Here is a 13,830-nt window from a genome sequence, read left to right as displayed (position 1 = left end):
ATGAAGGACAACGCCTTCCAGGACGTGCGGACCGACGAACAGAAGATCCGCAACTTCAACATCAACTTCGGCCCGCAACACCCTGCGGCGCACGGGGTTCTGCGTCTTGTGCTGGAGCTTGACGGCGAGATCGTCGAGCGCGCCGACCCGCATATCGGGCTTTTGCATCGCGGCACCGAGAAGCTGATGGAAAGCCGCACCTATCTGCAGAACCTGCCCTATCTCGACCGGCTCGATTACGTGGCCCCGATGAACCAGGAACATGCCTGGTGCCTGGCCATCGAGAAACTGACCGGGATCGAGGTGCCGCGCCGGGCGCAGCTGATCCGGGTGCTGTTCTGCGAAATCGGGCGGGTGTTGAACCACCTGCTGAACGTCACGACTCAGGCGATGGATGTGGGCGCGCTGACGCCCCCTCTCTGGGGCTTCGAAGAGCGCGAGAAGCTGATGGTCTTCTACGAGCGCGCCTGCGGGGCCCGGCTTCACGCCGCCTATTTCCGCCCCGGCGGCGTGCATCAGGACCTGCCGCCCCAGCTGATCGAGGATATCGACGCCTGGGCCGTGGACTTCCCGCGGGTGCTTGACGATCTGAACGGGCTTCTGACCGAGAACCGGATCTTCAAGCAGCGCAACGTCGATATCGGCATCGTCAGCGAACAGGACATCCTCGACTGGGGCTACTCGGGCGTGATGGTGCGCGGCTCGGGTCTGGCGTGGGATTTGCGCCGGGCGCAGCCCTATGAATGCTACAGCGAGTTCGATTTCGAGATCCCGGTCGGCAAGAACGGCGACTGTTACGACCGCTATCTGGTCCGCATGGAAGAGATGCGCCAGTCGACTCACATCATCCGCCAGGCCTGCGCCAAGCTGCGCAAGGAACCGGGCGAGGTGCTGGCGCGCGGCAAGATCACGCCGCCGAAACGGTCCGACATGAAGACCTCGATGGAAGCGCTGATCCATCACTTCAAGCTGTACACCGAGGGTTTCCACGTGCCCGCAGGCGAGGTCTATGCCGCGGTCGAGGCGCCGAAGGGCGAATTCGGGGTCTATCTCGTGGCCGACGGCACCAACAAGCCCTACCGGGCCAAGCTGCGTGCGCCGGGCTTCCTGCACATGCAGTCCATGGATCATATCTCGAAAGGCCACATGCTGGCCGACGTGGCGGCCATCATCGGCACGCTCGACATCGTCTTCGGCGAGGTCGACCGATGATATGCGGCGCCCAATCCCCTGAATACCAAGAGTTTTCCGACCGATGCTGAGACGCCTCCACCCCCACCAGCCCGACAGCTTCGCCTTCACGCCCGAGAATCGCAAATGGGCCGAGGCGCAGCTGACGAAATATCCCGAAGGCCGCCAGGCCTCGGCGATCATTCCGCTGCTGTGGCGCGCGCAAGAGCAGGAAGGCTGGCTGACCCGCCCGGCCATCGAATATGTCGCCGACATGCTGGGCATGCCCTATATCCGGGCGCTCGAGGTCGCGACCTTCTATTTCATGTTCCAGCTGGTGCCGACCGGCTCGGTCGCCCATGTGCAGATCTGCGGCACCACGTCTTGCCTGATCTGCGGCGCCGAGGACCTGATCGCGATCTGCAAGGACAAGATCGCGCCGACCCCGCACACGCTGTCGGCCGACGGCAAGTTCAGCTGGGAAGAGGTCGAATGCCTCGGCGCCTGCTCGAACGCGCCGATGATGCAGGTCGGCAAGGACTATTACGAAGACCTCACCGCCGACCGGCTGGCCGAGATCCTCGATGCGCTGGCGAAGGGCGACGTCCCGGTGCCGGGGCCGCAGAACGGCCGGTTCGCCTCGGAACCCAAGGGGGCGCTGTCCAGCCTGACCGGCGGCGAGAAGGTCAACGCCCACAATGCGTCCGCGGCGCGGGCGCTCGATATCGGCGATACGGTCAAGCGGATCGATGGAACCGAAGTGCCGCTGCTGACGTCCTGGCGTCGGGCGGGGGCTGCGGCGGAAGACGTCAAGACAGGCGGAAGCTAAGGCGTTACAAATGGCTTCGGAAGAAAAACCGTCGTAGCGGAGAGAACGCATGAACATTTCTCGCACAGAAGCAAGACTCAAGTTTGCCATCTTCTGGTGGCTGGTCGCCGCGCTTTGCGGTCTGACCGTGGCCACCATCGGCTATGCCATCGGCCTCTGGGCCCTCGGCGCCTTCATTGGTGGCGTTGGCACCTTCTTTGTGGCTGGCGCCGTCCTGACCTGGGGCTTCTGCCACACCGATGCCGAATTCTCGGCCATGGTCGCCAAGAAGCGCGAGGCGATGGCCGCGATGAAGCCCTATCGCGATGCCAATGCCGCAATCGTGATCCCGAACCGTCCGAAGCCCGGCGGTCCGAAAGTGGCCCCCACTGTGCCGAAATCGGCGCCGAAGGCCGCGCCTGCCCCCAAGGCGGCGCCCAAGGCTCCGGTGATGGAGACCGCGTCCCCAAAGCCTGAAGCGGCGCCCACTGCCGCTGAAGAAAAGGTGGGGAGCCGTCCCGCCGCTCTGTCGGCTCCTCGGGCCGGCGGTGCTGACGACCTCAAGAAGATCAAGGGCGTCGGTCCTAAACTGGAGAAGCAGGTGAACGATCTGGGGATCTATCACTACGACCAGATCGCGTCCTGGACGGCCGAAGACATTGCCTGGATGGACGAGAACCTGGAAGGCTTCAAAGGCCGTGTCAGCCGGGATGACTGGGTGGCACAGGCCAAGGCTCTGGCCAGCGAGGCCTGAGCGAGGCAGGGCAGGCGGGCCGTTTGCGAACGGCCGCGGCCGGGGTCCTGCAAGATCATCAAAGCGCCCGGCGGGTGGCCATGCCAGCCCGCCGGCCGCGCCAAGACCCAGCAGGCCGCGAGGCCGCGTCAGGACACCACAGCGGGGACGAACCATGCTGACCGATCAGGACCGGATCTTTACCAATCTCTACGGGATGTTCGACCGCAGCCTCTCCGGCGCGCGCGCCCGGGGACATTGGGACGGCACGGCTCAGGTCATCGCCAAGGGCCGGGACTGGATCATCGACGAGATGAAGAAATCCGGTTTGCGCGGCCGTGGCGGGGCTGGTTTCCCTACCGGGCTTAAATGGTCCTTCATGCCGAAGGAAAGCGACGGAAGGCCGCACTACCTTGTAATCAACGCCGACGAGTCCGAGCCGGGCACCTGCAAGGACCGCGAAATCATGCGGCACGACCCCCATACGCTGATCGAGGGCGCGCTGATCGCCTCTTTCGCGATGGGCGCGCATGCCGCCTATATCTACATCCGGGGCGAATATATCCGCGAGCGCGAGGCGCTGCAGGCGGCCATCGACGAGGCCTATGACGCCGGGCTTCTGGGCGCCAATGCCGCCAAGTCGGGCTGGGATTTCGACCTGTACCTGCATCACGGCGCCGGCGCCTATATCTGCGGCGAGGAAACCGCCCTGCTCGAAAGCCTCGAGGGCAAGAAGGGCATGCCGCGGATGAAGCCGCCCTTCCCGGCGGGCTCGGGGCTTTACGGCTGCCCGACCACGGTCAACAATGTCGAATCCATCGCGGTCGTGCCGACCATCCTGCGCCGGGGCGGCGACTGGTTCGCGTCCTTCGGGCGGCCGAACAACGCGGGCACCAAGCTTTTCGCCGTCTCGGGCCATGTGAACCGTCCCTGCGTGGTCGAGGAAAGCATGTCGATCGGGCTGCGCGAGTTGCTGGACCGCCATTGCGGCGGCGTGCGCGGCGGCTGGGACAATCTCAAGGCGGTGATCCCGGGCGGCTGTTCGGTGCCGCTTCTGCCTGCCAGCATCTGCGAGGATGCGATCATGGATTTCGACTGGCTGCGCGAGCAGCGCTCGGGGCTCGGCACCGCGGCGGTCATCGTGATGGACCAGTCGACCGATATCATCAAGGCGATCTGGCGCTTCGCGAAATTCTACAAGCATGAAAGCTGCGGCCAGTGCACGCCCTGCCGCGAGGGCACCGGCTGGATGATGCGGGTGATGGACCGTCTGGTGAGGGGCGAAGCCGAGATCGAAGAGATCGACATGCTGTTCGATGTCACCAAGCAGGTCGAGGGCCACACAATCTGCGCCCTCGGCGACGCGGCCGCCTGGCCGATCCAGGGCCTGATCCGGCATTTCCGCGACGAGATCGAGGATCGGATCCGGTCGCAGAAGACCGGGCGTTCGGGCGTCCTGGCGGCGGAGTAGGCGGATGAGCGAGCTCAGGAAGATCATCACCGACCGCGCGGAGTTCGAGGCGCGGACCATCGGGCGCGACAGCGCGGTGGCGGCGGCGTGATCGCGGGGGCGGTCATATCGCCCCGAGGACGGGCTGCGGCGCTTGCCGCGACGCTTGCCCTTGCCGCCGCGGCCACGGCCGAGGGGGCCGAGGCGCGTCCGGCGCTTCGCGACCAGGCCGGGATCGTCGAGGGGCTGCAGGTGATCGCGACCGCCAACATGATCCGCAAGAAATGCCCGCGGATCGAGGCGCGGATGCTGACCGCCTATGGCTATATGCGCGGGTTGAAATCGCGGGCATCGCGGCTTGGCTATTCGGATGCCGAGATCCGGGCCTTCGTCGAGGACAAGGCCGAGAAGGCGCGGGTCGAGGGCGCCGCGCGCGACTGGCTGGCGGCGCGGGGCGTCCGGAGCGACCAGCCCGAAAGCTATTGCCCGGTCGGTCTGGCCGAAATCAGGGCCCGGACCGAAATCGGCCGGCTGCTGAGGGCGCGCTAGGCATGGCGCTGCGGGCAGGGCCGATGGGGGCAGGAACAGGCCGGAGGGGCGCCGGATGGGCGGCCTTTGCGGCGGGGACGGGCGCCGGGCGCGCCCGCCCCGGGATCTAGGACGCAGCCCGCCGGACCGGGGGCGGGACGCAGCAAGCGACAAGGCAAGAGCATGGCACAGCTACGCAAGATCATCATCGACGGCACAGAGATCGAGGTCGACCCGGCCATGACGGTGCTTCAGGCCTGCGAGGTCGCCGGGATCGAGATCCCGCGCTTCTGCTACCATGAACGCCTGTCCATCGCCGGGAACTGCCGGATGTGTCTGGTCGAGATCGTCGGCGGCCCGCCGAAGCCCGCCGCCTCCTGCGCGATGCAGGTCAAGGACCTGCGCCCCGGCCCCGACGGTGCGCCGCCGGTCGTCAAGACCAACTCGCCCATGGTCAAGAAGGCCCGCGAGGGGGTGATGGAGTTCCTGCTGATCAACCACCCGCTCGACTGCCCGATCTGCGATCAGGGCGGCGAATGCGACCTGCAGGACCAGGCGATGGCCTATGGCGTCGATTTCAGCCGCTATCGCGAACCCAAGCGCGCCTCGATCGACCCCGATCTGGGACCGCTGGTCGGCACCTGCATGACCCGCTGCATCTCCTGTACCCGCTGCGTGCGCTTCACGACCGAGGTCGCGGGCATCACCCAGATGGGCCAGACCGGGCGCGGCGAGGATGCCGAGATCACCTCCTATCTGGGCCAGACGCTCGACAGCGAGTTGCAGGGCAACATCATCGACCTGTGCCCCGTGGGCGCGCTGACCTCGAAACCCTATGCCTTCACCGCCCGGCCCTGGGAGCTGACCAAGACCGAAACCATCGACGTGATGGACGCGCTCGGTTCGAACATCCGGGTCGATACCAAGGGCCGCGAGGTGATGCGGATCCTGCCGCGCAACCATGACGGCGTGAACGAGGAATGGATCTCGGACAAGACCCGCTTTGTCTGGGACGGGCTGAAACGCCAGCGGCTCGACCGGCCCTATCTCCGCGAGAACGGCAAGCTTCGGCCCGCAACCTGGCCCGAGGCGCTGCGCGCCGCCGCCGCCGCCATGACCGGGCGCAAGGTGACCGGGCTCATCGGCGATCTGGCCCCGGCCGAGGCGATCTTCGCGCTGAAATCGCTGGTCGAGGGTCTGGGCGGCACGGTCGAATGCCGGACCGACGGGGCCAAGCTGCCTGCGGGCAACCGCTCGGCCTATGTCGGCACCGCGGCCATCGAGGATATCGACCATGCCCGGCAGATCTATCTGATCAGCACCAATCCCCGCGCCGAGTCGCCGGTGCTGAACGCCCGCATCCGCAAGGCCTGGATGCACGGCGCGGCCGTGCATAGGGTCGGCCCGGCCGTCGATCTGACCTATGACGTGATTGAGGAAGGCTCGGACCGCGCGGCGCTGGTGAAGCTGGCGAAAGCCGCGAAACCGGCAGAAGGCGCGCTGGTCATCGTCGGGCAGGGCGCGCTGATCGAGGTCGATGGCGCGGCCGTCCTCAGCCAGGCGATGGCGCTGGCGGGCGGGCTGGGCGCGGGACTTCTGGTGCTGCACACCGCCGCCTCGCGGGTCGGCGCGCTGGATCTGGGCGCCGTCACCGAGGGCGGGATCGAGGCCGCGACGAAAGGCGCCGAGGTCATCTACAATCTGGGTGCCGACGAGGTCGAGATCGGCGAGGGGCCCTTCGTCATCTATCAGGGCAGCCATGGCGACCGCGGCGCGCATCGTGCCGACATCATCCTGCCCGGCGCGGCCTACACCGAAGAGGCGGGGCTGTTCGTCAATACCGAAGGGCGGCCGCAGATGGCGCTGCGCGCGGGCTTCCCGCCGGGCGAGGCCAAGGAAAACTGGGCGATCCTGCGGGCGCTGTCGGCCGAACTGGGCGCGACGCTGCCCTTCAACGATCTGGTGCAGCTGCGCCGCAAGCTGGTCGCGGCGGCGCCGGATCTGGCGCTGGTCGACGAGGTGATCGTGAACCACTGGCAGCCGCTGCCGGTCTCCGAGCCCGCCCGGGCCGAGTTCCGCTACGCGGTCAAGGATTTCTACCTGACCAACCCGATTGCCCGCGCCTCGGCGCTGATGGCCGAGCTGTCGGCCAATGCCAAGGCCCGGCGCGCCGCACCGATGGCGGCAGAGTAGGGTGGGTCTGGCGCCCCGACATATGGCCGGGCTGGCCGTTGCGGTGGCCACCGGAACCGCGGCGGGCTGTTCGCCGTTGCCGGGCGCCAATCGTGAGGGCGTCGTGCCCGCCTATCTGGGTGCCGAGACCACGGCGCTGAAGGACGGGCTGGTCGAGGTGGCGCTGAAGATGCGCGATCCCGGCGGGGTCGCGGCGCTGGACGAGTACGGGCGCTGCGCGGTCGCGCGGCATGCGCTCGACACCGGGTTCGGCTTCGCGCGCCATCTGCGCACGCGGATCGGCCGCGAGCAGGGCGGCGTCTGGACGGCAGACGCGGTCTACATGATGACAAGGACGTTTCCGCGGGGCGTCAGCCGGGTCGATGCCCGGCAGGAAATAAAAGACTGCGCCGCGCGGGGCGTACCGACGGTCTGAGGAATGACGAGGCGAGATGGCTGACTTCATGGATACCGGCATTGGGCTGGCGCTGACGATCATGGGACATGGCCTGCTGGTCATTGCCTTCGTGATGGTTTCGCTGCTGTTCCTGGTCTATGGCGACCGCAAGATCTGGGCGGCGGTGCAGATGCGGCGCGGGCCCAACGTGGTGGGGGTCTTCGGGATCCTGCAGACCGTGGCCGACGCGCTGAAATACGTGGTCAAGGAGGTGGTGATCCCCGCGGGGGTCGACCGCCCGGTCTTCTTCATCGCGCCGCTCATCGCCTTCGTGATGCCGCTCTTGTGCTGGGCGGTGATCCCGTTCTCGGACCGGCTGGTGATGGCCGACATCAACGTGGCCGTGCTCTACATCCTCGCGATCTCGTCGCTCGAGGTTTACGGCGTCATCATGGGCGGCTGGGCCTCGAACTCGAAATACGCCTTCCTCGGCTCGCTGCGGTCTGCGGCGCAGATGATCTCCTACGAGGTGTCGATCGGGCTGATCATCATCGGGGTGATCCTGTCGACGGGCTCTTTGAACTTCGGCGACATCGTCGCCGCCCAGGACGGCCGCTTCGGCTTCCTGTCCTGGTACTGGCTGCCGCATTTCCCGATGGTGTTCCTGTTCTTCATCTCGGCGCTGGCCGAAACCAACCGCCCGCCCTTCGACCTTCCCGAGGCCGAGTCCGAACTGGTCGCGGGCTATCAGGTGGAATACGGCTCGACGCCCTTCCTGCTGTTCATGGCCTGCGAATACATCGCGATCTTCCTGATGTGCGCGCTGATCAGCCTTCTGTTCTTCGGCGGCTGGCTGTCGCCGATCCCGGGTCTGCCCGACGGCGCGATCTGGATGGTGGCCAAGATGGCGGTGTTCTTCTTCCTCTTCTCGATGGTCAAGGCCATCGTCCCGCGCTACCGCTACGACCAGCTGATGCGGCTGGGCTGGAAGGTGTTCCTGCCGATGTCGCTGATCTGGGTCGTCGCGGTGGCCTTCTTCGCACAATTCGAACTGTTCGGCGGCGCCTATGCCCGCTGGGCGGTGGGAGGCTGACATGGCTGCAATCGACTGGCAACGGGCGGGCAAGTACTTCCTGCTTCTGGACTTCTTCGAAGGCTTCAAGCTCGGGATGAAGTATTTCTTCGCCCCCAAGGCCACGCTGAACTATCCGCATGAAAAGGGGCCGCTCAGCCCGCGTTTCCGGGGCGAGCATGCGCTGCGGCGCTATCCCTCGGGCGAGGAACGCTGCATCGCCTGCAAGCTCTGCGAGGCGATCTGCCCGGCCCAGGCCATCACCATCGACGCCGAACCCCGCGAGGACGGCTCGCGCCGGACCACGCGCTACGACATCGACATGACCAAGTGCATCTATTGCGGCTTCTGCCAGGAGGCCTGCCCGGTCGATGCCATCGTCGAGGGGCCGAATTTCGAATTCGCGACCGAAACCCGCGAAGAGCTGTTCTACGACAAGGCCAAGCTGCTGGAGAACGGCGACCGCTGGGAGGCCGAGATCGCCCGCAACCTCGAACTGGACGCGCCCTACAGATGAGCGGATACGCGAAACTCTTCGAACAGATGCTGGAGCAGAGCCACAAGATGGCCCGCGCCTTCAACCCGGCGTTGGAAAGCTTCCAGGTGCACGGGTTCGACAAGCTGATCCCGACCATGCCCAAGGACTTCATGGACATGATGTGGGGCAACACGTTCAACCCCGAGGGGCTGGACAGCAAGACCCGGCTGCTGGCGGTGATCGCGGGGCTCACGGTGCTGGGCGCGCAGGCCGATGCCCAGTTCAAGGTCACCGTGCGCCACGCGCTCGAGGCGGGGGCCACGGAACGGGAAGTCGCCGAGGTGATCTACCAGATGGCGATGCTGGGCGGCATTCCCGCCATGAGCCGGGCGCTGGAACTGGCGCAGACGGTGTTCGACGAAAAGGACGAGGAGACGGGCAAATGACCCTGGGTGAATTCGCGTTCTATGCGTTTTCGGTGGTGACCGTGGTCTCGGGCCTCTTCGTGGTCCTGGCGCGCAACCCCGTGCATTCGGTCCTGTGGCTGATCCTCGCCTTTCTGAGCTCGGCCGGGCTCTTCGTGCTGCTCGGGGCCGAATTCGTGGCGATGCTGATGGTGATCGTCTATGTCGGCGCCGTCGCCGTGCTGTTCCTGTTCGTCGTGATGATGCTCGATGTCGATTTCACCGAGCTCAAGGCGAAGATGGCGGCCTATTTCCCCATCGCGGGGCTCATCGGCGCGGTTTTCCTGGCGCAGCTGGTGCTGGTCTACGGCGTCTGGAAAAGCTCGGACGGCGCTGCGGCGCTGCGGGGCGCGCCGACGCCCGATCCGGCCGAGATTCACAACACGCTGGCGATCGGTCAGCTCATCTATGACGACTACATCCATCTCTTCCAGGCCGCCGGGCTGGTGCTGCTGGTCGCGATGATCGGGGCCATCGTGCTGACGCTTCGCCACCGGCCGAACGTCAAGCGTCAGAACGTGCTGGCGCAGATGTATCGCGACCCGGCGAAGGCGATGGAACTGAAAGACGTGAAACCGGGGCAGGGGCTGTGAGCGGCGCCGCGACCCCGGAACGGACGGGAATAGCGGGCGGACGGCCCGGAGGGACGGAATGATCGGACTGGAACATTACCTGACGGTGGCCGCGGCGTTGTTCGTCATCGCCATCTTCGGGATCTTCGTGAACCGCAAGAACGTGATCGTCATCCTGATGTCGATCGAGCTGATGCTCTTGTCGGTCAACATCAACCTGGTCGCCTTCTCGGCCTATCTGGGCGATCTGGTCGGCCAGATCTTCACCATGTTCGTGCTGACCGTCGCCGCGGCCGAGGCCGCCATCGGGCTTGCCATCCTGGTCTGCTTCTACCGCAACCGCGGGTCGATCGCGGTCGATGATGTCAACGTGATGAAAGGCTAGGGGCTCATGGAAAAGATCATCCTCTTCGCCCCGCTGATCGGCGCGCTGCTGTGCGGCTTCGGCTACCGGATGTTCGGCGAGAAGGCCGCGATGTGGATCACCACCGCGATGGTATTCCTGTCGATGCTGTTCTCCTGGGTCGTGTTCATGGGCTTCGACGGCGAGATGCGCCAGGTCGAGATCTTCCGCTGGATCGACAGCGGCAGCTTCGTGGCCGACTGGGCGATCCGGGTCGACCGGCTGACCGCTATCATGCTGATCGTGGTGACGACGGTGTCGGCCTTCGTCCATCTCTACAGCTTCGGCTACATGGCGCATGACCCCGAATGGCGCGAGGGCGAAAGCTACAAGCCGCGCTTCTTCGCCTATCTGTCCTTCTTCACCTTCACCATGCTGGCGCTGGTGACGGCCGACAACCTCGTGCAGCTGTTCTTCGGCTGGGAGGGCGTGGGCGTCGCCTCCTACCTCTTGATCGGGTTCTATTACCGCAAGCCCTCGGCCAATGCCGCGGCGATCAAGGCCTTCGTGGTCAACCGGGTCGGCGATTTCGGCTTCCTGCTGGCGATGTTCGCGCTGTTCTTCCTGCTCGACAGCGTCCGCTTCGACGACATCTTCGACAATGCGCCCCAGCTGGCGACGATGCAGCTGAGCTTCCTGAACGGGACCTGGAGCGCGGCTAATGTGGTCGGTGTGCTGCTGTTCATCGGGGCGATGGGGAAATCGGCGCAGCTGTTCCTGCATACCTGGCTGCCCGACGCGATGGAGGGGCCGACGCCCGTCTCGGCGCTGATCCACGCCGCGACCATGGTCACGGCCGGGGTGTTCCTGGTCTGCCGGATGTCGCCGGTGCTGGAATTCGCGCCCGATGCGAAAAACATGATCGTCTTCATCGGCGCCACCACGGCCTTCTTCGCGGCGACCGTGGGGCTGGTGCAGAACGACATCAAGCGGGTGATCGCCTATTCGACCTGCTCGCAGCTGGGCTACATGTTCGTGGCGGCGGGCGTCGGGGTCTATTCGGCGGCGATGTTCCACCTGCTGACGCATGCCTTCTTCAAGGCGCTGCTGTTCCTCTGCGCGGGCTCGGTGATCCATGCCATGCATCACGAACAGGACATGCGGAACTATGGCGGGCTTCGCAAGAAGATCCCGTTCACCTTCTGGACCATGGTGATCGGCACGCTCGCGATCACCGGCGTCGGCATTCCGCTGACCCATATCGGCTTCGCGGGCTTCCTGTCGAAGGATGCCATCATCGAAAGCGCCTGGGGCGGGCATGCCTATTTCGCCTTCTGGATGCTCGTGATCGCCGCGGCCTTCACCAGCTTCTATTCCTGGCGGCTGATCTTCATGACCTTCTTCGGCGAACCGAAGGGCGACCGGCATGCCCATGACCATGCCCATGAAAGCCCCGTGACCATGCTGGTGCCGCTGGGCGTGCTGAGCGTCGGGGCGGTGCTGGCGGGCATGATGTGGTACGGCAACTTCTTCGGCGACCATGACAGCGTGAACCGCTTCTACGGGGTGCCCTCGCATGAGGTGGCCGCCGTCGCGGGGCATGGCGAGACCGCCGCCGAGGGCGAAGCCGCGGCCGCGTTGCCGGGGCAGGGCGCGATCTATACCGCGCCCGACAACCACGCGATGGAAAACGCCCATCACGCGCCGCAATGGGTCAAGGCCGCGCCCTTCCTGGCGATGCTTGCGGGTTTCGCCGTGGCGTGGCTCTTCTACATCAACAAGCCCGAGCTTCCGGGCCAGACCGCGCGTGCGGCCCGTCCGCTGTACCTGTTCCTGCTGAACAAGTGGTATTTCGACGAGCTTTATGACGCGATCATCGTCCAGCCCGCGCGCAATATCGGCCGGGCGCTCTGGAAGGGAGGCGATGGCAGCATCATCGACGGCGGCATCAACGGGGTGGCGATGGGCATCGTGCCCTTCTTCACCCGCGTCGCCGGGCGGCTGCAGTCGGGCTATCTGTTCCACTACGCCTTCGCCATGGTCATCGGCATTGCCGTACTCGTTACCTGGATGGCTCTGACCGGAGGGGCCGAGTAATGGACAACCTGCTTTCGATCATCACCTTCACGCCCCTGATCGCGGCGCTGATCCTCGGCGTCTTCCTCAAGGGCGACAGCCCCTCGGATCAGGCCAACGCGAAATGGGTGGCACTGATCGCGACGACGGCGACCTTCCTGATCTCGCTCTTCGTGCTGTTCGAGTTCGATCCCTCGGATGCCGGCTTCCAGTTCGTCGAGGACCGGTCCTGGCTGCTGGGCCTGCGCTACAAGATGGGCGTCGACGGCATCTCGATCCTCTTCGTGATGCTGACCACCTTCCTGATGCCGATCACCATCGGCGCCTGCTGGACGGTGACGCACCGGGTGAAGGAATACATGATCGCCTTCCTGGTGCTGGAAACGCTGATGCTCGGCGTCTTCTGCGCGCTCGATCTGGTGCTGTTCTACCTGTTCTTCGAGGGCGGCCTGATCCCGATGTTCCTGATCATCGGCATCTGGGGCGGCAAGGACCGGATCTACGCCACCTTCAAGTTCTTCCTCTACACCTTCCTCGGGTCCGTCCTGATGCTGGTGGCGATGGTGGCCATGTACATGGATGCGGGCACCACCGACATTCCGACCCTGCTGGCGCATCAGTTCAGCGCGGGCGACATCGTGATCGGCGGCAAGACGATTGTCGGCGGCATGCAGACCTTCCTGTGGTTCGCTTTCCTCGCCTCCTTCGCGGTCAAGATGCCGATGTGGCCGGTCCATACCTGGCTGCCCGACGCCCACGTGCAGGCGCCGACGGCGGGGTCCGTGGTGCTGGCGGCGATCATGCTGAAGATGGGCGGCTACGGCTTCCTGCGCTTCAGCCTGCCGATGTTCCCGGTCGCTTCGGACATCTGGGCGCCGCTGATCTTCTGGATGTCGGCCATCGCCATCGTCTACACCTCGCTGGTGGCGCTGGCGCAGCAGGACATGAAGAAGCTGATCGCCTATTCCTCGGTCGCCCATATGGGCTACGTGACCATGGGCATCTTTGCCGCGAACCAGCAGGGCGTCGACGGCGCGATCTTCCAGATGCTGAGCCACGGCTTCGTCTCGGGCGCGCTCTTCCTCTGCGTGGGCGTCATCTACGACCGGATGCACACCCGCGAGATCGACGCCTATGGCGGGCTGGTGAACCGCATGCCCGCCTATGCGCTGGTCTTCATGCTGTTCACCATGGCCAATGTGGGGCTGCCGGGCACCTCGGGCTTCATCGGCGAGTTCCTGACGCTGGCGGGCATCTTCCAGGTCAATACCTGGGTGGCGGCGGTCGCCGCGACCGGGGTGATCCTGTCGGCGGCCTATGCGCTGTGGCTTTACCGCCGGGTGGTCTTTGGCGACCTGATCAAGGAAAGCCTGCGCACCATCACCGACATGAACCTGCGTGAACGCGCGATCTTCGCGCCGCTGGTGGCGATGACCCTGCTTCTGGGCGTCTACCCGTCGCTGGTGACCGACATCATCGGGCCCTCGGTCGAGGCGCTTCTTTCGAACTACCAGATGGCACTGGCCGAGACGCCCGTCTCGACCCAGCTGGCCGGAAACTGAGGGGA

The 13,830-nt window shown here is 65.5% G+C and carries 13 protein-coding genes and 1 pseudogene; all 14 read left to right on the top strand.

Features of this window, described 5'->3' with window-relative positions; translation table 11 throughout:
- The 14 genes and pseudogenes from C8N38_RS13855 to C8N38_RS13790 all read left to right on the top strand — a co-directional run bounded on the left by C8N38_RS13855 (position 1) and on the right by C8N38_RS13790 (position 13,825).
- A complete protein-coding gene (locus tag C8N38_RS13855) occupies positions 1–1,212 on the top strand; it encodes an NADH-quinone oxidoreductase subunit D (protein ID WP_108027762.1) in 1,212 nt (403 codons plus the stop codon).
- A 43-nt stretch (positions 1,213–1,255) separates the two neighbouring features.
- A pseudogene (gene nuoE / locus C8N38_RS13850) lies at positions 1,256–1,963 on the top strand (NADH-quinone oxidoreductase subunit NuoE); the annotation flags it as partial.
- An 85-nt stretch (positions 1,964–2,048) separates the two neighbouring features.
- On the top strand, positions 2,049–2,732 hold the full coding sequence (locus C8N38_RS13845; RefSeq protein WP_108027760.1) for a hypothetical protein: 684 nt from the start codon (positions 2,049–2,051) through the stop codon (positions 2,730–2,732).
- A 154-nt stretch (positions 2,733–2,886) separates the two neighbouring features.
- A complete protein-coding gene (gene nuoF / locus C8N38_RS13840) occupies positions 2,887–4,182 on the top strand; it encodes an NADH-quinone oxidoreductase subunit NuoF (protein WP_108027759.1) in 1,296 nt (431 codons plus the stop codon).
- A gap of 87 nt (positions 4,183–4,269) precedes the next feature.
- Positions 4,270–4,710 (top strand): DUF5333 domain-containing protein, encoded by a 441-nt coding sequence (locus C8N38_RS13835; protein ID WP_108027758.1) that lies wholly within the window; start codon positions 4,270–4,272, stop codon positions 4,708–4,710.
- Between the two features lie 162 nt (positions 4,711–4,872).
- Entirely contained in the window at positions 4,873–6,882 is a 2,010-nt protein-coding gene (gene nuoG / locus C8N38_RS13830) for an NADH-quinone oxidoreductase subunit NuoG (protein ID WP_108027757.1), read from the top strand.
- A 22-nt stretch (positions 6,883–6,904) separates the two neighbouring features.
- Positions 6,905–7,297 carry a hypothetical protein gene (locus tag C8N38_RS13825; RefSeq protein WP_108027756.1) on the top strand — a complete coding sequence of 131 codons (393 nt, stop codon included), beginning with the start codon at positions 6,905–6,907 and terminating at the stop codon, positions 7,295–7,297.
- Positions 7,298–7,313: 16 nt separating this feature from the next.
- On the top strand, positions 7,314–8,351 hold the full coding sequence (nuoH, locus tag C8N38_RS13820) for an NADH-quinone oxidoreductase subunit NuoH (protein ID WP_075786503.1): 1,038 nt from the start codon (positions 7,314–7,316) through the stop codon (positions 8,349–8,351).
- Position 8,352: 1 nt separating this feature from the next.
- Positions 8,353–8,847, top strand: a complete 495-nt coding sequence (nuoI, locus tag C8N38_RS13815) for an NADH-quinone oxidoreductase subunit NuoI (protein ID WP_075786502.1) — start codon at positions 8,353–8,355, stop codon at positions 8,845–8,847.
- Positions 8,844–9,254: a carboxymuconolactone decarboxylase family protein gene (locus tag C8N38_RS13810; protein WP_108027755.1), complete on the top strand. Its 411-nt coding sequence runs from the start codon at positions 8,844–8,846 to the stop codon at positions 9,252–9,254. The genes nuoI and C8N38_RS13810 overlap by 4 nt, the downstream gene beginning before the upstream one ends.
- Positions 9,251–9,865 carry an NADH-quinone oxidoreductase subunit J gene (locus tag C8N38_RS13805; RefSeq protein ID WP_108027754.1) on the top strand — a complete coding sequence of 205 codons (615 nt, stop codon included), beginning with the start codon at positions 9,251–9,253 and terminating at the stop codon, positions 9,863–9,865. Before C8N38_RS13810 ends, C8N38_RS13805 begins: the two co-directional genes overlap by 4 nt.
- Positions 9,866–9,923: 58 nt before the next feature.
- On the top strand, positions 9,924–10,229 hold the full coding sequence (nuoK, locus tag C8N38_RS13800) for an NADH-quinone oxidoreductase subunit NuoK (protein WP_042462923.1): 306 nt from the start codon (positions 9,924–9,926) through the stop codon (positions 10,227–10,229).
- Between the two features lie 6 nt (positions 10,230–10,235).
- Positions 10,236–12,284: an NADH-quinone oxidoreductase subunit L gene (gene nuoL / locus C8N38_RS13795; RefSeq protein ID WP_108027753.1), complete on the top strand. Its 2,049-nt coding sequence runs from the start codon at positions 10,236–10,238 to the stop codon at positions 12,282–12,284.
- Positions 12,284–13,825 (top strand): NADH-quinone oxidoreductase subunit M, encoded by a 1,542-nt coding sequence (locus tag C8N38_RS13790; protein ID WP_108027752.1) that lies wholly within the window; start codon positions 12,284–12,286, stop codon positions 13,823–13,825. The genes nuoL and C8N38_RS13790 overlap by 1 nt, the downstream gene beginning before the upstream one ends.
- The last annotated feature ends 5 nt before the right edge of the window (positions 13,826–13,830 follow it).

The organism is Rhodovulum kholense (genome assembly GCF_003053725.1).
GTDB lineage: Bacteria > Pseudomonadota > Alphaproteobacteria > Rhodobacterales > Rhodobacteraceae > Rhodovulum > Rhodovulum kholense.
The sequence above is the reverse complement of the archived record's forward strand: the minus strand, read 5'-3'. Positions and strand labels throughout refer to the sequence as shown.

What these genes read in the sequence shown, in the direction of transcription:
- C8N38_RS13855 (WP_108027762.1), top strand. Translation starts at nt 1, where the DNA reads ATGAAGGACAACGCCTTCCAGGACGTGCGGACCGACGAACAGAAGATC.
- C8N38_RS13845 (WP_108027760.1), top strand. Translation starts at nt 2,049, where the DNA reads ATGAACATTTCTCGCACAGAAGCAAGACTCAAGTTTGCCATCTTCTGG.
- nuoF (WP_108027759.1), top strand. Translation starts at nt 2,887, where the DNA reads ATGCTGACCGATCAGGACCGGATCTTTACCAATCTCTACGGGATGTTC.
- nuoG (WP_108027757.1), top strand. Translation starts at nt 4,873, where the DNA reads ATGGCACAGCTACGCAAGATCATCATCGACGGCACAGAGATCGAGGTC.
- C8N38_RS13825 (WP_108027756.1), top strand. Translation starts at nt 6,905, where the DNA reads ATGGCCGGGCTGGCCGTTGCGGTGGCCACCGGAACCGCGGCGGGCTGT.
- nuoH (WP_075786503.1), top strand. Translation starts at nt 7,314, where the DNA reads ATGGCTGACTTCATGGATACCGGCATTGGGCTGGCGCTGACGATCATG.
- nuoI (WP_075786502.1), top strand. Translation starts at nt 8,353, where the DNA reads ATGGCTGCAATCGACTGGCAACGGGCGGGCAAGTACTTCCTGCTTCTG.
- C8N38_RS13810 (WP_108027755.1), top strand. Translation starts at nt 8,844, where the DNA reads ATGAGCGGATACGCGAAACTCTTCGAACAGATGCTGGAGCAGAGCCAC.
- C8N38_RS13805 (WP_108027754.1), top strand. Translation starts at nt 9,251, where the DNA reads ATGACCCTGGGTGAATTCGCGTTCTATGCGTTTTCGGTGGTGACCGTG.
- nuoK (WP_042462923.1), top strand. Translation starts at nt 9,924, where the DNA reads ATGATCGGACTGGAACATTACCTGACGGTGGCCGCGGCGTTGTTCGTC.
- nuoL (WP_108027753.1), top strand. Translation starts at nt 10,236, where the DNA reads ATGGAAAAGATCATCCTCTTCGCCCCGCTGATCGGCGCGCTGCTGTGC.
- C8N38_RS13790 (WP_108027752.1), top strand. Translation starts at nt 12,284, where the DNA reads ATGGACAACCTGCTTTCGATCATCACCTTCACGCCCCTGATCGCGGCG.